The following is a 20,777-nucleotide window of genomic DNA, read 5'->3' as shown; positions in this document are numbered from 1 at the left end:
CTTGCCGCGCCATAGCCAGACCGGCGCTCAGACACGCTGAGCGCCCTAACCTCACTGTGCTGTGCCGCTCGCAGGCTTCATTGCGGTGGCCGCCGCGCTCGTTGCCGTCGCTGCAGCCGCGCCCGATGAAATAGACACCGCCGGCGCATTGCTGCTGTCGAACTCGCGCTTTTCCTTGATCGCGTTGTAGAACAGCGTGGCAATCACCAGCAGCACCGCGACCACGATGAATACGGCAATGCCTAACGTCGGATTTTTCTTGCGCGGCGGTTTGTTCATGAGACGGCTCGGACCGCGAGGCGAATCGCGGAAGATAGCGGAGAAGGCGGCATTCTACGCCGACCCACCTTGCACTCGCCTTGCAGCCGACAGCGCGGAAAGAGTGAGCGAGCCGCCACGGCCCGTACGCGGATAACGCGCACTTCGCCCGATGCTCGCCTTACACGACTGCGGCGGGCCGCACCGGCAGCGCCGTCGAATACTTGATCTGCTCCATCGCGAAACTCGAACTCACGTCGTACAGCGGTACCGCCGCAATCAACTGCTTGTACACGCGGTCATAGTCGTCGATATCCGAGACCACCACGCGCAGCAGGTAGTCCGTCTCGCCGCTCATCCGGTACACCTCGACGACCTCGGGAATGTCCTGCACCGCCTGCGTGAAGCTTTGCGCCCACGCCTGCGTGTGCTGATTCGTGCGCACCGCGACGAATACTGTCGTGCCGACCCCGAGCTTGCGCGCATCGCACAGCGCCACCTGCGCGCGAATCACGCCGGTCTCCTTCAGACGCTGCAGCCGCTTCCAGCAAGGCGTTTGCGACAGATTCACGCGCTGTGCCAGTTCGGCAATCGGCATGGTCGCGTCTTCCTGCAACAGCTCCAGCAACTTCCGGTCGATGATATCCATTCCCACCGTCTCGCCCCTTTAGGAAATTATTCTACTTTTCAAACTGCACGGGGAATTATATGGAAACTCTTTCTCCGGGCAAAACGGTATAAATGTTCCAACCTGAAAAACGTCGGCAAGCCACGCCGCTCAACGAACTTGGACCACGACCTCCGTTCCCCCGCCCGCCTCCCCGATCAGTTCGCGCAGCCTCACGGACACCATGCTTCGCGGCACGCCGGGCATCACGAGCCTCTCGCACGACTGTGCAATGCACTCGACGCGATGTTCGACGCCTGCGCGACTTCTGCGGAGCCTTCGCATTCCAGTTCCTTCGCACGCAGCATGCGAATCGCGCTCGCGCAAGCCGCGGCCGACCCCGCGATGCTGAAGCCAGGGCAGCGTGAGGCATCGCTGGACAACTACCGCCGGCATCTGCTCGCCGCCGATCCGCAAGGCCGCTACGCCATCGCCGCACTCGTCTGGTTGCCGCATCAGGCGAGTCCAGTGCATGCGCATCACACGTGGTGTGGATACGCGGTGCTCGACGGCACGTTGAACGAAACTGTTTTCGAATGGAACGGCCCGGAGGACATCGCCATCGCGACGCGCTCGCATGCTCGCCCGCGCGGCGCGATTTCCTTTGTGCGCAGCGGCCGGGGCAACATTCATCGGCTGGGCAATTGCAGCAATGCCCCCGCGGTGTCGTTGCACGTGTATGGCGTGCCGGGTGCGTGTATCGGAACGCATGTCAACGATGTAGTGCGCGTCGCACCCGCGCTTGTCTAGCGCCTGAGAATCAAGCCTTGCCCTCGCCCGCCGTGGGAATCTGCGGCGGAATCGGCGCGGTCTGTCCCGTCGGCGGCGGCGCCGGCCGCGGCTCATGCGACACATCGCGCGCGACGACAGCCGGATGCGCGCCGCGTATTGGCGGCGATTTCTCCTGATGCCCAACTGCATGCTCGTGCTGACCCGCACGTGCTTCCGCGTGGGCATCAGCCCGGGCATCCGCATGCTCATGCGGCCTGGCCCCGAGCACGTCTTCGTCGTGCAAAGGCTGCCCCTCGCTGTCTTTAGACGACGTGAACAAGCGCATTTGCGGCACCGGGATCTCGATGCCGGCCTCGTCCATCTTGCGCTTGAGCCGCAGATTGAACGCCCGCGCCACACTCCATTGTTGCAGCGGCCTCGTCTTGATCTGCCCTTTGACCACCATCCAGTTCGGGTCGAAGCGGTCGAGCCCCCACACCTCGATCGGCCCCAGCATCTCGCGACGGTAACGGAAGTCGGCCATCAGATCGGCACCGACTTCGCGAATCAATTGAGTGATTTCATCGACGTCGGTCGAGAACGACATCCGCACTTCGAACACTGCGTAGGCAAAGTCGCGCGACAAATTCTTGACGATCTTGATCTGCGAAAACGGAATGGCGTGAATCGCGCCCTGGCCGTCGCGTAACCGCACGGTGCGGATCGACAAATGCTCGACCGTGCCTGCATGGCCGCCGTCCACGTCGATCCAGTCACCCACCGAAATCGTATCTTCGATGATGATGAAAAGCCCCGTGATCAGGTCGGTCACGAGCGACTGCGCGCCGAAACCGATCGCGAGGCCGATCACGCCGGCGCCCGCGAGCAGCGGTGTCACGTTGATGCCGAGATTTGCCGCCGTAACGATGCCCGCTATCGTCATGATGCTGACGAGCAGCACGTTGCGCACGAGCGGCAACATCGTTCGCGCCCGCATGCTCGGACCGCGCGACTTGTTGCGTGCACTGCCGGGGTTGAGCGCCTCGGTGATCGCGGTGTCGACGAGAATCCACAGCAGCCACGCAATGAACACGGTGGCCACGATCGCCGTCACCGCATGCGCGATACCGCGCGCGGCCACGTTTTCCTCGACGACCGCCGCAAGCGAAACGCCCCACAAGCGGGCCGCCAGCTCGAAGAAAAACAGCCAGATGAAAAGCGTCAGCAAAGTGCCGCAAAAACGCAGCAACCGCGTCAGATACGGAGAGCGTCGCCGCGCGCGTGCGCTGCGTGGACGCGTCATGCGTAAAACGATGGCCGACAGGAAAAACGCCAGCACCAGCAGCAGTGCAGTCACCACCGAGATTTGCAGCACGTTCTCGCTCGAACCGGAGCCGCCGAGCGTGGCGACGACCGAGGCCGTCGCCAGCACGAGAACGGGCACGTGCCAGAGCGCGGCGAGCACGTCGAAAGCATCAGTCGCGGCTTTATGATCGTTGCGTTGGTCGTAAGGCCGGTTGCGGATCAGATGAGCGACCGGCCGGCGAAACGCGAGCGCGAAATAGCCGGTCAACACGGCGGCCGTCATGTTGGCGGCGGTCGAAACCAGCGCGGCCAGATTCGAGCCCATCTGATGCGCGACGTCGTAATTCACGGCCGCATCGCCGAGCGCGCCGCAGACGCCGACCGCAAACAGCAGGCGCCGCGCATGATCGATCAGCAAACGTACTGCGGTTCGCCGGTGTCCCGAGCCGAACAGCGAAAACATGATCAGGCAGATCGCCGAAAACACGGCGCCCGCGACAATCGCATACGCGACGACCATGCCGAGCGTGCGGCCGAGCGCATCGGGCATCGCGCGCACGAACAGCAGCGCGGCGACGAACGCAATGACCCACGGCCCGACGCGCCGCAACGCGAAGATCAGCAACTCTCGCGTGGTGGGATTCGGATTGAGGCCGATCACGATGCCAAGTCGCCGGTAGAGCCTGTGCTGCAGATAGATCAGCGCGGCTGCGCATGCGCCCCAGCCGGCCAGCATCGCGAACATCGAAAAGAGGATGCGGCCGAGGCTTTCCTGGCCCTGGCCCGAAATGATCGTGTAGAGCTCGTTGCCGGCCGCGTTGAAGCGTCCGCCCCAGTAGCGCACGGGCGTGCGGCCTTCATGCACGTCCGATTCGAACGACGCAATGCCCGACGCAATCGCGCCGAGCAGACCAGGGCTCTGCTGCGCTGGCGCGGGCGCTAGCGGGCCGACGGTTCGGGAGACGTCGCGCAGCTTCTTCAACTGGGCGACGAGCGCGCTGCGCTGCCGGTCGTTGTCGAGCGTGGCGATCACGCTGTCGAGCGAACGCGCGATTTCCGCCTGGCTAGCGGGCGACGGCGCCGACGCGGCTTCCGCAGCCGACGCGCCGGACGCCGACGAGGCGGGCGCCACGGTCGCACTGTTGATCAGGCTTTGCAACGCCGGGATGACGGGCGTGCCGGCGCCCGCGTCGGCTGCATGCGCGCTGGTGGGGAGCCACGCGGTCCAAAGAAAAAGCGCAACGAGGAGCGCGACCGGCCATACGCCGAACCGGCTCGCGCCGGGCGGGCACGCGCCGCGACGGATCAGGAATCCGATCCGGGCAAAAAGACGAGGAAATGCAGCGTGAATCGCGAAAAGCCCGCCGTTTGACGGCGCAGCCTCAGACTCACGCCGCGACGGGCATGACTGCATGGCAATCCGTGAGAAAACGGGAGACGCCAGTGTAGCCCCAGTTTGCCTGCCTGCAACCGGACATGCGTAACCGATTGTTAGGACGCTTGCATGCGTTCTTGTGTGCCGCGTGCGCGGCGCCGGTCGGGCTGACGCGCGTTGCGGTCGTTGCAGGCGGCACCGAACCGCCTATCGCCTGCTGTGCGGCGTGCGTTTGTTGCGCAATGCCGCCGGTGCCGCGCTACAAAACTCACGCCCACGCTCAATACGCGACAGTTGCGATCTGGTGGACGAAACGGCCCTGCTCCACTTCATCGACGAACGCGATTGCGTAATCCTCGGCGGAAATCCGGCTGTTGCCCTGGGCGTCGGCAATCAGCGAGTCAGTGCCGGTGCGGAACGTGCCGGTGCGCTCGCCGGGAGCGATGATCGCGGCTGGCGAGAAGAACGTCCAGTCGAGATCCGCGACGCTGCGGTAGTAGTTCAGCGCCTCGCGGTGAGCCAGCGCGACAGCTTTATAGGCGTCCGGGAAACCCTCGGCGTCTACGAGTTGCTTGCCCGGAGCGACTTCGAGCGAGCCTGCGCCGCCCACCACGACGAGACGCTTGAGCCCCGCCGCGCGCACACCTTCGACAAGCGCACGGGTCGCCTTGTCCAGCGAGCCGACATCGGTTTGCGGCGGCGCATACGCGCTCGCCACCACGTCGTGACCGCGCACCGCCGCGCCGACGCTCGCCGCGTCGAGCAGATCCGCTTGTGCCGCTTTCAGGTTCGGCACGTCGGCCGGCACGCGCGCCGGGTTGCGCGACAGCGCCGTCACCTGATGCCCGCGACGCGCTGCTTCAGCCGCGATACGCGAACCGATCATGCCGGTGGCGCCGAACAACGCGATCTTCAACTGTTTGCTCATTTCAACTGCTCCTGTCATGGTTTATATGTAACTGTCTTGATTACATATACATCGGAAAAAACAGGGGCTTGGCCCCCGGGGTTCCTGCAAAACATTTATTGAAAATTCCGAATCGACGCTCGCCGCAGCAGAAAGCGCCCGCGTCACGCAGGCGGTCGCCGCTTGCGCTCCCTCGTACGCTCGGCACGCAACAGGTCCGCTGTCGCATCGGCCAACGTTCGTTGTGCGAGCGACGCCTCCATGGCCTGCTGCGCTTCGTCGATGATTCCACGCAGCACGACCTGAATATTGCGCCCCACCATGCAGGCCGGATTCGGCTCCTCGCGGTGAAGCGCGAACAGCTGCGCGTCGTCCACCGCGCGGTACACGTCGAGCAAGGAAATCTGCTCGGGCGCGCGAGCCAGCAGCGCGCCGCCGCCCGCGCCGAGTTGCGACGTGGTGAGGCCCGCCTCGGCAAGCATGGTCAGAAGCCGCCGGATGAGCGCGGGATTCGTATTCACGCTGCCCGCGATCATTTCCGACGAAAGCGGAGCGCCCTCCTGAAGCGACAGCAACGCGAGCACATGCACCGCAAACGCAAACCGGCTACTCGTGTTCACAACAACCCGTCCTGCGACGACAATGTGTAACCATGGTAATTACATTTATGGACGCTGTCAAACGCGCTGCTGAACGCATGGTTATCGCGGCCGAGCAGGCGCACGCGATTCAGCGTGCTCATGCGCATCTCACTTGTCCATCTGCTTTTGCGCGTCGCCGCCATAGTTCGAACCGGACGACGAAGCAGCGGCGTTCGTCGACGAAGCCGTGCTTTGCGCCGACCACTCCTGCAGCTTGCGCCCGGCGTTCTCCAGGCTCTGGCCCGTCAGCGACGCCGCTTTACCGAGTTGCAGGTTGGCTGTACTGGCCGCGTTTTGCAGATTGGCTTGCGCGCTCGAAGCGAGCGCATTGGGGTCGATGGTGACCGTCGGCGCCGAGGCCGATTCGAGGTTCTGCTGCGCGGCGGATTTCGTCTCGTCGACCTTCTGGCCGACGTAGCTCGCCGCCTGATCGAGCTTCTGGCCGGCGGCCTGCGCCGCGTCGTTGAGCTTGCCGGCGACCTGCCCCGCCGACGCATCGTTCTTCTGGCAAGCCGCGAGACCGCCGAATACGAAGAGGACCACGGCGGCACGGCGCAGCAACGGAGAACGGAAAGATGAAGTCATGTGTATTTTGAACCGCAGGAGGCGGCGTAGCTGACGAAAACGCGCCCATCATACGCCGTTGCCGCGAAGCGCCCCACAAGCAGTCATGCAGGACGGATCGACGCGGCTCGCGGGCCGCGGCAGTCGCGGTTCTGTCAAACGTTGTGCGGTAGACTGGCTGCGGGCAATCAAGGTCCGTCCAGGGTTAGCTGTGTTCCATTGATCAATCGGAGGCATACGATGGCGGCAAAGAAAATTCTGTTTCTCACCGGCGATTTCGCCGAGGATTACGAGACGATGGTGCCGTTTCAGGCACTGCAGGCGGTCGGCCATGTGGTCGACGCCGTGTGCCCCGACAAGAAAGCAGGCGATCGGATCAAGACCGCGATTCATGATTTCGAAGGCGATCAGACGTACACGGAAAAACCGGGCCATCTGTTCGCGCTGAACGCGTCGTTCGAAGACGCCGATCCGCGTCAATACGATGCACTCGCTATCGCCGGCGGGCGCGCACCCGAGTATCTGCGGCTCAATCCCAAAGTGATCGAACTCGTGCGGCAGTTCGCGGAAGCCGGCAAACCGATCGCCGCCATCTGTCACGCCGCGCAACTGCTGGCCGCCGCCGACGTGATCCGAGGCAAGCGCATTTCCGCTTACCCGGCCTGCGCGCCCGAGGTCAAACTCGCTGGCGGCGAGTTCGCCGACATTCCGGTCGACGCCGCCATCACCGACGGCAACTTCGTGACCGCTCCCGCGTGGCCTGCTCATCCCGAATGGCTTCGCCAGTTCCTGGTTTTGCTGGGCACGCGTATCGAGCTTTGAGCCAGTTCAAGCGCCGCGCGGCTATCGCTGGTAAGCGCGGCATTTGAGAGTCGTCCTATAGTTCGCGTTGGAGGGCCTTCCTATAGTCACGGGCTGACTTGGGAGCGCTCTTCGATGGAACTAACCGACTGGATTGTGATTCTCGCCATCACGCTGATGACGATTGCTTTTCGCTGCGCGCACACGCCGGCCGGCTGGTCGCGAGAGAACCGCGCGCGGCGCCTCGCGGGAACGAGGATGCTGGTGCAAGCCGCCTGCTCCGTGTGGGCAGCTTTGCTGATCGTGGCGCGTTGTGTGTTTGCGCTCGACGGTTTGCTCGGGCTGCGTCCAACGTTTCAGGAAGTGCTCGCCGTCGTCGCAATTCTGCTTGCGTGCGGCTGCTACTGGTCGGTGCGCGGCCGGCGGCTCCTGAAACCGCGCCGTCTGTTTATCTCCTGCTAACCGGCAACGGCGCTCGAATTGCGCCACACGCCACACGCCACACGCCGCGCTCACGGGCTACGGGCTTCACGACGAAACCTGCCAGTCCGCCTCACCGCCCCATCCCCAGATTCCCTTGTTCATCGGCCATCGCCTGATCGTTCGCGGCATGCGCCCCGGCACGGACTTGGGCAGCCGCCAATGCCGACCGTGCGCCGGCTTCGGGCAGCGACAGGTAGAACGTCGTGCCCGCACCTTCCGTTGACTCCGCCCACACGCGTCCACCATGCCGCTCCACGACGCGCCGCACGAGCGCGAGGCCGATGCCCTCTCCCGCCACCGCCGTGCCGTGCAATCTCTGAAAGGCGTTGAATAGCCGGGGCAGCGCGATCGCCGGAATGCCCAGCCCGTTGTCGCGCACGTAGAAAATCCGCAGCGATTGCACGCCGGGCGGCGCAGGCGTCGTACCGATCTCGATCCGGCCTTCGCGCGACTGATCGAGATAATTCACCGCATTCCCGATCAGATTGGCGAACACCTGTTCGAGCGCGGTCGGGTCGCCCCACACAGCCGGCAATTCGCCTACATGCACTTGCGCGTTGCGAGCGCGAATCGAGCCTTGCATTGCGTCAATCACGCGCTGCACGATATCGCACACTTCGACTTTCTGCTGCCGGTATTCGACGCGGCCAATGCGAGAGAGCCGCAACAACGCATCGATGATGTGCGACGCGCGCAGCACCGCCGTCTGCAAATAGTGGAGCGCTTCCCCGATATCCTCGTCGACTATCCGTTCGATGCGCTGCCGCGTCTGCGCCGGGAGCGACGAGTCGCTGACGGCCGCTCGCAGTTCCTCGCAAGCGCGGATCAGTTCCTTTGAAAAGCCTTGCAGGTTGACAAGCGGCACGCGCAAGTCATGCGACACGCTGTAAATGAACATCTCGTTTTCCTGCGTCTGCTGCCGCAAGCTTTCGTTGATGCGCGACAGTTCGTCCGCACGGCGCGCAAGGTCGGCCTGAAAGCGCGCCTGGATTCGCTCCGCTTCCAACAGACGTCGACTGGTCTCATGCAGCGTCAGATCGAGGCGCGCGATTTCATCGTGGCCCGGCTCGATGGGCGCAAGCGGCTCGTTGCCTGCAAGGCGCCCGGCGTTGTCGGACAGAAGCGCAAGCCGTCCGCGCACCCCACGCGTGAAAAGCCACACGGAGAGCGCCACGAACAGCAACGAACCGAACACTGCCGCTACCACGAGCGTCTGCTGCCGTTCGCGGGCGGCATCGGCGTCGCTCGCACGCTGAGCCTCCAGACGCCGTTCCTCCGTCTGAAAGGCGGCCAACTGCTGACGAAAGCGATCGAGCACGTCGGCCTGAGCCAGCTCGCTGAACCGGTTGACAACGTCCTTGCGACGCCCCGAACGCAACATGTCCTGCGTGCGATCGGACCATTGCCGATAGGCCTGCACCGCCTGACGCACCTGGACCACGCGTTCGACCTGCGCCGGATTGTCCGACACGAGTTCGGCGAGTTGATCTATGCGTCGATCGACGTCGACCCATACGGACAGCGGCGTCACGAACCGGTTGTCGGCGGCGAGCACCGCGCCGCGCAGCGCGACGGACTCGCCCAGCACCGGATCCAGAATCGCCGTGGTCTGGCGCATCACCTCCTGGCCGTGGGCGGCCCTGCGCTCGGCTTCGGCCGCGTCGGACTGCGCCTTGACCAGGCCGGACAGAAGGGCCAGTTCGAAGACAGCAGGAATCGCAATCAGCAGCAGGCCTTTAGTGGTAAGTCGCATGCGCACGCGTTGGAGGTGTGGGCCGGCAGATGTGCGCGGTACGGCACATTATGTCGGCGTTTGCTTACGAAACAAAGCGGCGCACCACCGGCTGAGCGTCACCTGCTAAGGCATCGAGGAGCCGGTAAAGAGACGTGGGGGCGCCTCGACATTCTGCAGCATCCGTAAGCAAGACGAAAAATTACGAACCAACTTGGTTCATGCATTGCCAAAACAGAACGCTTACGCACATATATTGTGCTTTCAATGTGCGCCAGAGGTGCGGAGCGAGAAGGCAAACGACGCAACCGCGTGCGTGCAGCTCCCTCACAGTGCTCACTGCACCGGCAGAGCGCTAAATAGCACCGTTTTGGCCCGTTTCTTGCATTCTTGCGCGGCTTTTTGGCACAAGCGGAAATAATCGATGGAAAGCTTCAAATCCGGGACCGATACCCTCTTTCTCCTGCTCGGAGCCGCAATGGTGCTCGCGATGCACGCAGGATTTGCGTTCCTTGAACTGGGCACGGTGCGCAAGAAAAACCAGGTCAACGCGCTGGTGAAGATTCTGGTGGACTTTTCCGTCTCGACGATCGCCTATTTTTTCATCGGTTATACGATCGCGTACGGCGTGCAGTTCTTCGGCAACGCCGAATCGCTTGCGGTTCACAACGGCTACGCGCTGGTGCGCTTCTTCTTCCTGTTGACGTTCGCCGCCGCCATTCCGGCAATCGTCTCCGGCGGCATCGCCGAGCGTTCGAAATTCAATCCGCAACTCTTCGCGACGTTCGTTCTGGTCGGCTTCGTCTATCCATTCTTCGAGGGCATTGCCTGGAACGAGCGCTTCGGCGTGCAGAACTGGATCAGCCAGACGTTCGGTGCGCCGTTCCACGACTTCGCGGGCTCCGTCGTCGTTCACGCGTTTGGCGGCTGGGTCGCGCTGCCCGCGGTGTTGCTGCTCGGTGCGCGCCACGGCCGCTATCACCGCGATGGCGGTATTGCCGCGCATCCGCCATCGAATATTCCATTTCTCGCGCTCGGCGCGTGGGTGCTGGCCGTCGGCTGGTTCGGCTTTAACGTGATGAGCGCGCAGACGGTCGACAAGATCAGCGGCCTCGTCGCCGTCAATTCGTTGATGGCGATGGTCGGCGGCACGTTGACCGCCTGGCTCGCGGGACGCAACGACCCCGGCTTCACGTACAACGGGCCGCTCGCCGGGCTCGTCGCCGTGTGCGCCGGCTCGGACCTGATGCATCCGCTCGGCGCGCTCGTCACGGGCGGCATCGCCGGCGCGCTGTTCGTCTACATGTTCACGTGCGTGCAGAACCGCTGGCGCATCGACGACGTACTCGGCGTCTGGCCGCTACACGGTCTGTGCGGCGCGTGGGGCGGCATCGCAGCAGGCATCTTCGGTTTGCGGGCGCTCGGCGGCCTGGGCGGCGTCTCGTTCGGCGCACAGGTGCTCGGCACGCTGGGCGGTATCGTCGTGGCTTCACTCGGCGGCACGCTCGTCTACGGCGCCATCCGCCTGACGGTGGGCCTGCGCCTCGATCAGGAGGACGAGTACAACGGCGCTGACCTGTCGATCCACAAAATCTCTGCTACGCCGGAGCGCGAAAGCCTGGGCTGATGGCATGCGTCGGCCGCGCCGGGCCGGCTCGCGCGACCTGTCCCCATGGAATGGCGAATGTTAGACTTGCGCGCTGCAGGCTGAACACTCGAAAGGGTTGCCATGCGCTCGGCATGGCATGCCGATCATGGCCCCCTTCCGAACGATGCCTGCTTCCCCGGAACAGAGCCGAATCGACATGGCGTCCCGCTCCGCCCGGTTTGTTGAATCCCACGTTTCGCCTGGCACTCTCATGTATTGGTCGATACTCGCGGTCGCCGTCGGCGGCGCACTTGGCTCGTTATTTCGCTGGTTTCTCGGCCTGCGTCTGAATGCGCTCTTTCCGTCGTTGCCGCTCGGCACCTTCGCGTCAAATGTGATCGCAGGCTACATCATCGGCGTGGCCGTCGCGGGCTTCGCGCGCGCGCCGCAAATTGCGCCCGAGTGGCGGCTTTTCGTGATCACCGGAATGATGGGCGGACTGTCCACCTTCTCCACCTTCTCGGCCGAAGTGGTGCAGCACCTGCAGGACGGCCGCCTCGGCTGGGCCGCCGGCGAAGTCGCGATACATGTGGGCGCGTCGCTCGTCATGACGATTCTCGGCATTGCCACGGTTACGCTGCTGTCGCGTTAAGTATCGCTCGCCACAGCCCGCTATCTCGTTTCTTTCATCTCTTCCTGGTGCTGGCTTTGCCCCTGCGGGCCGCAGTTCACGCGCTCTTCAGCGGGCACACCGCTTGCGCGTTTCAAAGCGCACCCTTTCCATAAAGGAGGTGAAAGATGGGCTCAATCAATCCGCAAGGCGCCTCTAGCGGCGGAGCGAAAATTGTCGGCGGCGGTATCGGCGAAGGTCCGGGGCCCGACGTCATGGCTGCGGCCACGCTCGACGGCACGAAGGTGATGTCGTCGGATGGTGAGCATGTCGGCAAGATTTCCGACATCATGCTGGACGTCCGCAATGGACGCATCGCGTACGCGGTGCTGTCCGAAGGCGGGTTCCTCGGCATGGGAGCGAATCTGCACGCCATTCCCTGGAGCGCGCTGACTCTCGATACCGACCAGAAGTGCTTCTTCGTCGATATTACGGCGCAACGTCTGAAGGACGACCCGGGCTTCGACCCCGACCACTGGCCGTCAATGGCCGACCCGACATGGGGCGAATCGACCTATAGCTACTACAACCGGCAGCCGTACTGGACGGCGACCCGCGAAGTCGTCGAGGAAGACCCCGCCATCCGGCCCAGTGAGCACTGACGCGAGCCAGCGCTCAAGCCGTAGCAGACCTGTGAGTGCCCATGTCACCGCGTTGTACTGCGGTGACACGGGCCACATTTCGTAAAACGCGCGTTATCGAGCCGCCAGCATCCCGATGATCAGGCCGCCGATCAACGCCATCGTTACCGCTTTCCACGGACTGTCGTGGACGAAGTCGTCGGTAGATTCAGACACGACGCGGTATTTCGTTTTGACAACGTCCTGCGCGTCGGCAAGTCTGTCCTTCAATTCGGAAAGTTTCTGTGCGCTGCGGGCACGCAGTTCGTCGCTGCCGTTCGGCCTTGACGCGAGGCTGTCGTCGCGCGATGCATCGGCGTAACCCGAACTGGTGGCTTGAGTAGACTCGGCCATTTGACCCTCCCTGTCTCCGTTAAGTGGACAAGGTTCAGCAAACCGCGTGCCTCGCCGAATGCTCCCGATAAAGTCCCGTTCGAACCGACGTTATTAATTAGGATGGCGATGTAGATCACTGCACCAATGCAAATCAGAAGTATGACGAGTGACATGACACAGGCTTGCTTGTGAGGTCAGTAAGTCCGCACAGGCACGAGCGTTGCGCGCCCCATACGCCGGCCGCAGTGACCGGCGCGAACCAGGAGCGATAAATGAGCATTTTTTCGACGATCCTCAACAAGATCTTCCCGCATGATCATCCGGCGAACACGGGCTCGGGCGGCACCGCCGGACCGGCAGCCGCGGCGACGGCGGCACCGGGCAGCGCAACTGCGCCGGCTGGAACGCCAGCAACACCTTCCACTGCCGCCGCCGGTAATTCACAGCCTCCCGTTACCCCTATGCCGACGGTCGACGTCGAAGCGGTTCTGATAAAAATGCAGGAAAGCAGCGGCGAAACATTGAACTGGCGTACGTCCATTGTCGATCTGCTGAAGCTGCTTGGACTCGACAGCAGTCTCGCGGCCCGCAAGGAACTCGCATCCGAGTTGCACTACACAGGCAATACGGAAGATTCAGCTTCGATGAACATCTGGCTGCACAAGCAGGTGATGACGAAGCTCGCTGAAAACGGTGGCAAGGTGCCCGATGACCTGAAGAACTGACACGGTCGCTCGCAGCAATCTGGCCGTGGCAAGGCGCGCGGCTTCCTCGTCGAGCCTCGTAGACTGAAGAGACCCGAGCGCCAGCGCCTTGTCGACAGCATCTTCCAGGCGGCGTGCACTACGATGACGCTTTAAGCGTTTCGCGGTCAATCTCCGAACGGGTTGCCCGTGTCTTTCACTTCAGTACTGAGGTTGTATTCGGCGCGCACGGCTTTTAGCACGCTCTCGATGTCGCGCTCAAAGCCGATCGCGTTGCCGAAATTGATCATCGTCCAGTTGCAGCCTGTCTTGTCGGCCTCCTGCAACTGCGGTCGCGGCACGCGAATCTTGACGCCGTCTTCGACGATTTCCGGCAGCCGATGGAGTCGCCGGTTGACCTCCTGCTGAAGCTGCGACGCATTGAGCATTTTTCGTATCATGCAAGTCTCCTTCCGATTGTTCGAGCCATCTGGCGCAAATGACGCCACATCGGTCCGGGCTGGTTGATGGCGACCCCAAGCAGGAACAATTGGGCGCGTCACCGCTATGCCGCCAACCTATGCTCATAGTACGGCCGGTCCCTGTCATCGAGAATTGCGTACATTGCCTCCAGATTGTTCGGGTTTGGGTTGAGCCATGCATCTACGTTTTCCGGCTTGATAGGAATGATGCAGCGGTCGTGACCGGTCGCCGCGACTTCCGGTGGCGGCTCGTCTGTTATCGCCGCAAATGACAGCAGGTCCGGCTCGCCCGGTGCGGACCACCGCGACCACAAGCAGGCAACATGCATCAACTCCCCGTTGCCCGGACGAAACTCCAGCACGACGTTCTCGTCCCGCTCGTGAGTTTCCAGTAACGTGCCTTCGTACTTCGCCCGGCTGACGTTCTCATAGAAAACTTCGACAAGCAGCACGGCATGCGTGTACCCAAAGCACGGAGCCCAGAAACCTTCAAGGCTATCCCGGCGCGCATTGTATGTTCCGGGATACTTCGTATCGTACGACGCAGGTTTTCCAGCAATGCGGCATTGATACCGCATAGGCTTGACGACCCGTTGCCCGCCTTCCATCACCATGACCGGCGCGTAGTTACCGGGAAAGATGCGCGAGTCCCGCGGCTGTAATGCGGTTCGCTGCAGGTCTTCAAGTTTTCCCTTGACCCATGCAATTTTGTCGGTGGCAATGCGCTGACTTTCCGTTGCCGCTTTCGTGACCTTCGTCTGCAGCGCGCGTTCGGCGTCTGCAAGCCGTGTGCGCTGTTTGAAAAGATCCTGTTCCAACTTCGTCACTTGCGCCGACGTGAAGCGCGCTATAAGAGCATTGATCTCACGCGTTGCTTCGTCCTGTGGATCGGCAAAGGCGTCTTCCATGGCTTTGGGTATCTTCGCTTTGCCGATGCCCTCCGTTCGTTCAAAAAACAAACGCGCAAACTCGTGGATGTCGATGATTGCGCCAAAGGTACGCACGAATTTTCGATAGTCCGCCACGACTTGAGCCGAGTAGCACATGGTGCCTCCAGTTTGATGTGGTCATGATATGCGAGCCGGCTTTGACTTTGCGATCCGCATGACCTGCTTTGTCGGCTTTGATGGTGCGCGGCGGCAAGATGGGCGGATAATCGCAAGTTCGACGATTCGGCGCGACCAGCCTTGGCCCCCCATTTCGAAGCGGCCTTCAGCATGTCTTCATGGCGCTCAATGCCTGGTAGTCGCCATTCTGCTGAGAACAATATCCGTGCGCATTGACCCATACAGTCTTGAACTTTTTGTTGCGGTGGTCGAGGAAGGTTCGATAGCCCGAGCGGCCGCACGAGGTCACATATCGTCGTCGGCTATCAGCCGGCGGATTGCTGACCTGGAGACCTCGCTTGGCGCGCTTTTACTGACGCGTTCACCGTCCGGTGTCGAACTGACGGAGGCCGGTGCCCATGTTTTTTCTCGGGCCCGCGCACTGAACGACCAGTTGCAGTCATTGGTGGGCGAGGTACATTCGCTGGCAGGTCAGGTTTCGGGAACCGTCCGGCTGTATGCAAATGCGTCCGCCATCGTCGGATTTCTCCCTGAACTACTGACCACTTTCAAGGCGGAGTATCCGCTGGTTGAGATTGCTCTCATCGAGCAGATCAGCAGCGACGTACTGCGCGCATGTGTGGACGGCCGCGCAGATGTGGGAATCTCGTCGGCAGTTGTCGCGCCGGACAGCCTCGACTCCTGGCACTTTGCAGACGACCCCTTGCTGGTTGTCGTTCCACGGCAGCACGAACTCGCATCGGTGACCGCCCCAACCTTTAGTGACGTGTTGGACTTCTCACTCGTTGCACTACAGGCCGGAGGAACGCTCGACCAGGAATTGCGCGAGCGCGCGGCAGCCATGGGAAAGCCGCTCCAAGTATCGGTTACGGTCAATAGCTTTGACGCCCAGTGCCGAATGATAGAGGCTGGCTTAGGCATTGGCATCGTGCCGACCAGCGCGGCTTCGGCGTTCGCCGGGTCGGGAAACTTCATTCGTCACCCGCTCGACGCGCCGTGGGCGGCGAGCAGGACGCTGCGGGTGCATGCCTTCAAAAGGTCAGCGCGCCGCCAAGCGGTTGCGGCCTTGATATTTCATCTAAGTTCACATAGCCACCAGGGTTAATGCGGACGTCGTGATTGGTAATGCCCCCCCTGCGATTCCAGCACTTCGTCCCGGTGCCGAAGACAGTCTAGATTTCCCGCAAGGAGACTAGACATGCCGATTTTGAAGCTCGATGGCCGGGTGCTCTTTCTTTCCGCAGACCCGGACATCATCGACCGACAGTTGAGCGGCGAAGACCTGACCGAGACCACGGCCGGCACGCTGAGAGACGACGTGTCGACCGATGAAATCACACCAATGAGCGTGCTCACCCGCTTCGACGAGCGGCTTGCGCGTGTTCCGTATGTTGGGTTCAGAGCAGGTGAACGCACGCCCATTGGTCTGGACGCTGTTCGCGCCGGAGGCTTTTGTGTGACGGTTGCCGGCAACCGGTACGGCAAGGGGTCGTCTCGCGAGCACAGCCCGGTAGCGGAATATCGTGCGGGCATCCGGCTTGTTATCGCCAGAAGCTTCGAGCGCATTTACCGGCAAAATGCCGACAACGTCGGACTCTTCACGTCGACAGACTTTGGACTGCTCGAACGTATGGAGCGTGGTGAAGCAATCGACATCGACGAACTGGTCGCATCTCGCGACGCGCTTGCGTCAGCGATTCTCCGCAGCGGGGGCCTTCTGCGGTACGGCGCTGCGCACATGCAGCACGTCAGGACGACCACTCAGGCCAGCGACAGCCGCCCACGCACGCTCGTTCAAAAGATCATCGAGAGGCACGCGTTGGAAACCGAAGCCACGGGGGACTCACAGAACCCTGGAGAAGGAGCTTTTGTCCGCGCGGACTGGCGTTTCATTCATGAGTACTACACCGGCATGGCGAGTCACATGCTGCATGCTACGTTCGGTCGCCCACTGAAACTGCATTCGCCTGAGACGATTTTGATGTTCGAGGACCACCTGTCCTACTCGCACAAAAGCGAGCTGCACATCCGCAACGGGCTAATTCCGGATGTGCGCGCGCTGTCTGAAGCGCACCGTGCTTTCGCCCGAGATTACGGTCTACGCAATCATGGCTACCTCGGCGAAAACGGCAGTGGCATTAGCGAAGGTTCGGAAGGCATTTCGCACGCAATGATGGCGGAGAGGTACGCGCTGCCAGGCCAACTGGTGGTAGGCACCGATTCGCACACACCGCACAGCGGAGCGCTTGGCTGCGTTGCATTTGGGGTTGGCACGACGGACATGTCCAATGCGTTCATCACCGGCGCGGTACGGATGACCGTTCCCGAGTCGCTGCGAATCGATCTCCGCGGACCGATTCCAGCCGGAGTGACAGCGAAAGACTTAACGCTCCACCTTCTTGCGGACCCCCGCATCCGTGCCGGCGCGGGCGTCGGCAAGGTGTTCGAGTTTGCTGGCTCGGCCATTTCACAGCTGACGACCGACGAGCGCACCACGCTCACCAACATGACCGCAGAGCTTGGCGGTTTCACAGGGATCGTCGCTCCCGATCAAGAGACGGTCCGGTTTCTGAAGGAACGTCGCGGTGTGGACTTCGAAATCGAGCCTTGGATGCGAAGTGACGACGGCGCTCCTTACGCAGCCACCATTGAGATCGACTGCACTCAGCTCTCCCCTATGCTCGCGGCACCCGGAGACCCTGGAAACGGCATCGCGCTGAATCAGTTGAGCAACCGGCCGCAGATTGATATTGCGTACGGCGGCTCATGTACTGCCGGCAAGCGCGAAGATTTCGACCATTATCATGAGGTTCTCGCCTGGGCTGCCGACCGGGGAATCCGGGTCCCTGAACACGTGCAATTGTTTCTACAGTTCGGCACGTCAGACGTGCGGGACTACTGCATCGAGCGCGGATATCTCGATGCTTTCGAACGCGTTGGCGCAGTTCTGCTTCAGCCCTCATGCGGCGCATGCGCCAACTGCGGTCCTGGTGCATCCACTGATGCGTCGCAGGTCACCATCAGCGCAATCAACCGGAATTTCTCGGGTCGTTCTGGGCCAGGAAAGGTCTGGCTCGCCAGCCCACCAACTGTCGTGGCAAGCGCACTGGCCGGCAGGATCGTCTCCTTCGCCGAACTCAAGGAGCAACGCCAGTGAGGATTGCTGTTAATAGCTGTGGTTAGCTGACTTTTGCCCGGCAGCATCAAAAGCAAATACTAGACGGAGACAACCATGACCACTTTGGAAGGCGCCTCATCCTTAGGCGCCAAAGAAACCAGCGTGCCCGGTGAGGATTCGCTCGTCGATAAAGCCGCAATATCTGCACGTCTTGACCGACTTCCCGCCACGCGGAGCGTCTGGAAACTGATCGTGTTGCTTAGCCTCGGCTTCTTCTTCGAACTGTACGATTTGCTCTTCACCGGGTACATCGCACCTGGTCTCGTGAAGGCAGGCATTCTCACTGCGACGACGCACGGGCTTTTCGGAACGTCGGGTGTCGCCAGCTTTATCGCATCTCTCTTTAGCGGTCTGTTCGTCGGAACCATCGCCTGCGGATTCCTCGCTGACCGTTTTGGCCGGCGTGCAATCTTCACGTATTCATTGCTCTGGTACGTAGCGGCCAATACGATAATGGCCTTCCAGGATACAGCGACAGGACTGAACTTCTGGCGCTTCGTTTCCGGTCTTGGTATCGGCGTCGAACTCATCACCATTGGCACTTACATGTCCGAGCTCGCACCGAAGCATATGCGCGGGCGTGCGTTTGCAGTCTGCCAGGCAATCGGCTTTTCCGCGGTCCCGGTCGTAGCCTTCCTGTCTTACCTGCTCGTACCGAAATCCTATCTGGGATTGGACGGTTGGCGGTGGGTCGTATTGATTGGCGGCATCAGTGCGGCGTTCGTATGGTATTTCCGTCGAAACCTGCCGGAAAGCCCGCGTTGGCTCGCCAGCAAGCAGCGATTCGCAGAGGCCGACGCCGTGCTCTCCCGACTCGAAGCGCAAGTTGAAAGCCAATACGGAAGGCCTCTTCCTCCGCCAGGACCATCCGAGCCGATCGCAATTAAAGGCGGCTTCTCTGATATGTGGAGGGCGCCGTACCGCAAGCGAACCGTCATGCTGATTGTCTTTCACATATTCCAGACGGTCGGCTTTTACGGTTTTGCTAACTGGGTACCCACGCTGCTTGTGAAGCAGGGAATCACCGTGACGTCGAGCCTGCTCTACACGACAGTCATCGGGTTGGCGGCGCCTCTTGGACCTTTGCTCGGCTATCTCATTGCTGACCGCTTCGAGCGAAAGCACGTCATTGTTTGCATGGCGGCGCTCAACATCGTGGCCGGACTTCTCTTTAGCCAAACAACGTCGGCCGTGGCGATCGTGATGCTCGGCGTTTGTCTAACGCTGGCGGGCAACATCATATCGTTCACCTACCATGCCTATCAGCAGGAGCTGTACCCCACGACGATTCGCGCACGGGCGGTAGGCTTCGTTTACTCATGGAGTCGTGCATCCGCGGTGTTCAGCTCGTTCATCATTGCGTTCATGCTGAAGGACTTCGGCGTGACTGGCGTGTTCGTTTTCATCGCCGGCGCGATGATGCTGGTCATCCTCGCAATCGGACTGATGGGGCCTCGGACGCTTGGAAAGTCGCTGGAGGACATTTCTCGCTGAACTTTTTGCAGAGGCGTCTAACTCCAAGCGGCGGCACAGACTACAGTGGGGACGAACGATTGTATGACGCCGCGGAGGCGATAACTTCAGTCGCGGCCGCGCCGTCCGACGAGCGGAAGTCGAGAGTTCGCCTCGCTGACGGACGGGAAGAAAACAGTCCGTCAGACGGTCAGGGCTGGACCTTGAGCGACATCGACCCACTCTGCCCTAACCAGTTCGATAAGGCGCTGGGGCGCGATACGGAGTGCCGCGTTCGTTGCGCCCGCTGCAGGCAACACAACGTCGAACTTCTTCAACGTCACATCCGCAAAGACCTTCATTTCGCGCGGCAGTCCGAACGGACACACCCCGCCCACCGGGTGACTGGTCCATTCAACCACCTCCTCGGCATTGAGCATCCTGGCCTTGCCTTTGAACTGGTCCTTGAACTTGCGGTTGTCAATCTTCGCGTCACCTCCAAGCACCAGCAGGATGGCCTCGTCCTTCAGCCACAAAGACAGCGTCTTCGCGATTTGCCCCGGGGACACGCCGTGGGCATTGGCGGCTTCCGCGACAGTGGCGGTGCTTGTCTGCTTTTCCAGAATTTCGAGGTCGGGAGCATGCTGTGAAAGAAATGTACGGACGGATTGCAAACTCATGTTCGGACTCGCTGATATGACATTGTGAAGTTGATGTGGACTGGATCGGTCTACGCTTTAAGACGGTTCATCAAACTGCCAAGGCGTACTGACGGCGGCTAATGCCCGTGAGGGCGATCGATAAAGTGGTCAAAGCTTAGGAGACTCATCCAACCGTTTGTACCCGACGACGCTTGCTATAGCGATCGCCCTCGTTCTCATCGGCAGACCGGGATACCGGTCTGTCTTTGCTACGTGAGCAGGCCAGACCAACGACGATCGCGGCCATGCCGATCGCGTGATAAACGTGCAGCGTCTCGCCCAGAAACGCGATTGACATCGACGCGCCGTAGAGCGGAATCAGGTGAATGAAGAGCCCCGCCCGAGCTGGACCTACGCGCGCAATGCCAAACATATACAGGAGGTTGGCGATCAGGGATGGTGCGAGCCCTACGTACATGATTTCTCCAAGAGACGCGCTGTTCCAGGTTGCACGTTCCCCCGCGATGTACTCCCACATGAACAGCGGAAAGAGCACCACTACCGCGATGACGAGTTGCGCGCCAAGTAGCCCGAGACGGTCCATGTCCGCCGGAAA

Annotated in this window: 23 protein-coding genes; 10 read left to right on the top strand and 13 right to left on the bottom strand. The window is 61.6% G+C overall.

Annotated elements, in window-relative coordinates; genetic code table 11:
• Positions 1-51: 51 nt before the first annotated feature.
• Together H281_RS0126145 and H281_RS0126140 are read right to left on the bottom strand one after the other, a co-directional pair.
• Complete coding sequence (locus tag H281_RS0126145; protein WP_020070097.1) at positions 52-279, bottom strand: hypothetical protein; 228 nt, start codon at positions 277-279, stop codon at positions 52-54.
• Positions 280-439: 160 nt separating this feature from the next.
• Positions 440-907 carry an Lrp/AsnC family transcriptional regulator gene (locus H281_RS0126140; protein ID WP_020070096.1) on the bottom strand — a complete coding sequence of 156 codons (468 nt, stop codon included), beginning with the start codon at positions 905-907 and terminating at the stop codon, positions 440-442.
• A 138-nt stretch (positions 908-1,045) separates the two neighbouring features.
• Here H281_RS0126140 and H281_RS0126135 point away from each other — a divergent pair, with 138 nt between their 5' ends.
• Entirely contained in the window at positions 1,046-1,675 is a 630-nt protein-coding gene (locus tag H281_RS0126135; protein ID WP_027804959.1) for a cysteine dioxygenase family protein, read from the top strand.
• Positions 1,676-1,685: 10 nt separating this feature from the next.
• On the opposite strand, the gene H281_RS0126130 is transcribed toward H281_RS0126135, so the two are convergent.
• The 5 genes from H281_RS0126130 to H281_RS0126110 form a co-directional block, all read right to left on the bottom strand.
• Positions 1,686-4,355: a mechanosensitive ion channel family protein gene (locus H281_RS0126130; RefSeq protein ID WP_020070093.1), complete on the bottom strand. Its 2,670-nt coding sequence runs from the start codon at positions 4,353-4,355 to the stop codon at positions 1,686-1,688.
• 241 nt (positions 4,356-4,596) lie between these two features.
• Complete coding sequence (locus tag H281_RS0126125; protein WP_020070092.1) at positions 4,597-5,244, bottom strand: NAD(P)-dependent oxidoreductase; 648 nt, start codon at positions 5,242-5,244, stop codon at positions 4,597-4,599.
• Between the two features lie 143 nt (positions 5,245-5,387).
• Positions 5,388-5,843 carry an Rrf2 family transcriptional regulator gene (locus tag H281_RS0126120; RefSeq protein WP_020070091.1) on the bottom strand — a complete coding sequence of 152 codons (456 nt, stop codon included), beginning with the start codon at positions 5,841-5,843 and terminating at the stop codon, positions 5,388-5,390.
• Entirely contained in the window at positions 5,840-5,965 is a 126-nt protein-coding gene (locus H281_RS37500; protein ID WP_277394743.1) for a hypothetical protein, read from the bottom strand. The genes H281_RS0126120 and H281_RS37500 overlap by 4 nt, the downstream gene beginning before the upstream one ends.
• A 7-nt stretch (positions 5,966-5,972) precedes the next feature.
• Positions 5,973-6,449: a hypothetical protein gene (locus H281_RS0126110; protein WP_020070089.1), complete on the bottom strand. Its 477-nt coding sequence runs from the start codon at positions 6,447-6,449 to the stop codon at positions 5,973-5,975.
• A 219-nt stretch (positions 6,450-6,668) separates the two neighbouring features.
• Here H281_RS0126110 and H281_RS0126105 point away from each other — a divergent pair, with 219 nt between their 5' ends.
• Both H281_RS0126105 and H281_RS0126100 read left to right on the top strand, forming a co-directional pair.
• The gene (locus H281_RS0126105; protein WP_020070088.1) at positions 6,669-7,250 is read left to right on the top strand and encodes a DJ-1/PfpI family protein; all 582 of its coding nucleotides are present in this window, start codon (positions 6,669-6,671) and stop codon (positions 7,248-7,250) included.
• A 114-nt stretch (positions 7,251-7,364) separates the two neighbouring features.
• Complete coding sequence (locus tag H281_RS0126100; RefSeq protein ID WP_020070087.1) at positions 7,365-7,691, top strand: hypothetical protein; 327 nt, start codon at positions 7,365-7,367, stop codon at positions 7,689-7,691.
• 91 nt (positions 7,692-7,782) lie between these two features.
• Here the strand turns inward: H281_RS0126100 and H281_RS0126095 are convergent, their stop codons facing one another.
• Complete coding sequence (locus H281_RS0126095) at positions 7,783-9,465, bottom strand: sensor histidine kinase (protein WP_020070086.1); 1,683 nt, start codon at positions 9,463-9,465, stop codon at positions 7,783-7,785.
• A gap of 403 nt (positions 9,466-9,868) precedes the next feature.
• Between H281_RS0126095 and H281_RS0126090 the strand changes: the two genes are divergently transcribed.
• The 3 genes from H281_RS0126090 (at position 9,869) to H281_RS0126080 (ending at position 12,304) form a co-directional block, all read left to right on the top strand.
• Positions 9,869-11,071, top strand: a complete 1,203-nt coding sequence (locus tag H281_RS0126090) for an ammonium transporter (protein WP_020070085.1) — start codon at positions 9,869-9,871, stop codon at positions 11,069-11,071.
• A 232-nt stretch (positions 11,072-11,303) separates the two neighbouring features.
• Complete coding sequence (gene crcB, locus H281_RS0126085; protein ID WP_020070084.1) at positions 11,304-11,684, top strand: fluoride efflux transporter CrcB; 381 nt, start codon at positions 11,304-11,306, stop codon at positions 11,682-11,684.
• A gap of 146 nt (positions 11,685-11,830) precedes the next feature.
• Positions 11,831-12,304 carry a PRC-barrel domain-containing protein gene (locus tag H281_RS0126080; protein ID WP_020070083.1) on the top strand — a complete coding sequence of 158 codons (474 nt, stop codon included), beginning with the start codon at positions 11,831-11,833 and terminating at the stop codon, positions 12,302-12,304.
• Between the two features lie 93 nt (positions 12,305-12,397).
• On the opposite strand, the gene H281_RS0126075 is transcribed toward H281_RS0126080, so the two are convergent.
• Positions 12,398-12,676, bottom strand: coding sequence for a DUF883 family protein (locus H281_RS0126075; protein ID WP_020070082.1), 279 nt, complete (start codon positions 12,674-12,676; stop codon positions 12,398-12,400).
• Positions 12,677-12,930: 254 nt separating this feature from the next.
• Between H281_RS0126075 and H281_RS0126070 the strand changes: the two genes are divergently transcribed.
• Positions 12,931-13,383 carry a DUF3597 domain-containing protein gene (locus H281_RS0126070; RefSeq protein ID WP_020070081.1) on the top strand — a complete coding sequence of 151 codons (453 nt, stop codon included), beginning with the start codon at positions 12,931-12,933 and terminating at the stop codon, positions 13,381-13,383.
• Positions 13,384-13,529: 146 nt separating this feature from the next.
• On the opposite strand, the gene H281_RS0126065 is transcribed toward H281_RS0126070, so the two are convergent.
• Together H281_RS0126065 and H281_RS0126060 are read right to left on the bottom strand one after the other, a co-directional pair.
• Positions 13,530-13,802, bottom strand: coding sequence for a hypothetical protein (locus H281_RS0126065; RefSeq protein WP_020070080.1), 273 nt, complete (start codon positions 13,800-13,802; stop codon positions 13,530-13,532).
• A gap of 104 nt (positions 13,803-13,906) precedes the next feature.
• Positions 13,907-14,869 (bottom strand): SOS response-associated peptidase family protein, encoded by a 963-nt coding sequence (locus H281_RS0126060; RefSeq protein WP_020070079.1) that lies wholly within the window; start codon positions 14,867-14,869, stop codon positions 13,907-13,909.
• A 226-nt stretch (positions 14,870-15,095) separates the two neighbouring features.
• On the opposite strand from H281_RS0126060, the gene H281_RS0126055 reads away from it, so the two are divergent.
• From H281_RS0126055 to H281_RS0126045, 3 genes are all read left to right on the top strand, one after another.
• Entirely contained in the window at positions 15,096-15,995 is a 900-nt protein-coding gene (locus tag H281_RS0126055) for a LysR family transcriptional regulator (RefSeq protein WP_020070078.1), read from the top strand.
• Between the two features lie 93 nt (positions 15,996-16,088).
• A complete protein-coding gene (locus H281_RS0126050; protein ID WP_020070077.1) occupies positions 16,089-18,047 on the top strand; it encodes an aconitase family protein in 1,959 nt (652 codons plus the stop codon).
• Positions 18,048-18,122: 75 nt separating this feature from the next.
• Complete coding sequence (locus H281_RS0126045; protein WP_020070076.1) at positions 18,123-19,562, top strand: MFS transporter; 1,440 nt, start codon at positions 18,123-18,125, stop codon at positions 19,560-19,562.
• Positions 19,563-19,723: 161 nt separating this feature from the next.
• Here the strand turns inward: H281_RS0126045 and H281_RS0126040 are convergent, their stop codons facing one another.
• Both H281_RS0126040 and H281_RS34895 read right to left on the bottom strand, forming a co-directional pair.
• On the bottom strand, positions 19,724-20,200 hold the full coding sequence (locus H281_RS0126040; RefSeq protein ID WP_020070075.1) for a YbaK/EbsC family protein: 477 nt from the start codon (positions 20,198-20,200) through the stop codon (positions 19,724-19,726).
• A gap of 145 nt (positions 20,201-20,345) precedes the next feature.
• Positions 20,346-20,777, bottom strand: a 432-nt coding sequence (locus H281_RS34895) for a DMT family transporter (RefSeq protein WP_020070074.1), incomplete at its 5' end; no start/stop codon positions are given.

Origin of the sequence: Paraburkholderia caledonica (assembly GCF_000383275.1) — a bacterium.
GTDB lineage: Bacteria > Pseudomonadota > Gammaproteobacteria > Burkholderiales > Burkholderiaceae > Paraburkholderia > Paraburkholderia caledonica.
Note: the sequence above shows the minus strand (reverse complement) of the source record. Positions and strands in the feature narration are given on the sequence as shown.

What these genes read in the sequence shown, in the direction of transcription:
- H281_RS0126145 (WP_020070097.1), bottom strand. Translation starts at nt 279, where the DNA reads ATGAACAAACCGCCGCGCAAGAAAAATCCGACGTTAGGCATTGCCGTA.
- H281_RS0126140 (WP_020070096.1), bottom strand. Translation starts at nt 907, where the DNA reads ATGGATATCATCGACCGGAAGTTGCTGGAGCTGTTGCAGGAAGACGCG.
- H281_RS0126130 (WP_020070093.1), bottom strand. Translation starts at nt 4,355, where the DNA reads ATGCAGTCATGCCCGTCGCGGCGTGAGTCTGAGGCTGCGCCGTCAAAC.
- H281_RS0126125 (WP_020070092.1), bottom strand. Translation starts at nt 5,244, where the DNA reads ATGAGCAAACAGTTGAAGATCGCGTTGTTCGGCGCCACCGGCATGATC.
- H281_RS37500 (WP_277394743.1), bottom strand. Translation starts at nt 5,965, where the DNA reads ATGAGCACGCTGAATCGCGTGCGCCTGCTCGGCCGCGATAACCATGCG.
- H281_RS0126110 (WP_020070089.1), bottom strand. Translation starts at nt 6,449, where the DNA reads ATGACTTCATCTTTCCGTTCTCCGTTGCTGCGCCGTGCCGCCGTGGTC.
- H281_RS0126105 (WP_020070088.1), top strand. Translation starts at nt 6,669, where the DNA reads ATGGCGGCAAAGAAAATTCTGTTTCTCACCGGCGATTTCGCCGAGGAT.
- H281_RS0126100 (WP_020070087.1), top strand. Translation starts at nt 7,365, where the DNA reads ATGGAACTAACCGACTGGATTGTGATTCTCGCCATCACGCTGATGACG.
- H281_RS0126095 (WP_020070086.1), bottom strand. Translation starts at nt 9,465, where the DNA reads ATGCGACTTACCACTAAAGGCCTGCTGCTGATTGCGATTCCTGCTGTC.
- H281_RS0126090 (WP_020070085.1), top strand. Translation starts at nt 9,869, where the DNA reads ATGGAAAGCTTCAAATCCGGGACCGATACCCTCTTTCTCCTGCTCGGA.
- crcB (WP_020070084.1), top strand. Translation starts at nt 11,304, where the DNA reads ATGTATTGGTCGATACTCGCGGTCGCCGTCGGCGGCGCACTTGGCTCG.
- H281_RS0126080 (WP_020070083.1), top strand. Translation starts at nt 11,831, where the DNA reads ATGGGCTCAATCAATCCGCAAGGCGCCTCTAGCGGCGGAGCGAAAATT.
- H281_RS0126075 (WP_020070082.1), bottom strand. Translation starts at nt 12,676, where the DNA reads ATGGCCGAGTCTACTCAAGCCACCAGTTCGGGTTACGCCGATGCATCG.
- H281_RS0126070 (WP_020070081.1), top strand. Translation starts at nt 12,931, where the DNA reads ATGAGCATTTTTTCGACGATCCTCAACAAGATCTTCCCGCATGATCAT.
- H281_RS0126065 (WP_020070080.1), bottom strand. Translation starts at nt 13,802, where the DNA reads ATGATACGAAAAATGCTCAATGCGTCGCAGCTTCAGCAGGAGGTCAAC.
- H281_RS0126060 (WP_020070079.1), bottom strand. Translation starts at nt 14,869, where the DNA reads ATGTGCTACTCGGCTCAAGTCGTGGCGGACTATCGAAAATTCGTGCGT.
- H281_RS0126050 (WP_020070077.1), top strand. Translation starts at nt 16,089, where the DNA reads ATGCCGATTTTGAAGCTCGATGGCCGGGTGCTCTTTCTTTCCGCAGAC.
- H281_RS0126045 (WP_020070076.1), top strand. Translation starts at nt 18,123, where the DNA reads ATGACCACTTTGGAAGGCGCCTCATCCTTAGGCGCCAAAGAAACCAGC.
- H281_RS0126040 (WP_020070075.1), bottom strand. Translation starts at nt 20,200, where the DNA reads ATGAGTTTGCAATCCGTCCGTACATTTCTTTCACAGCATGCTCCCGAC.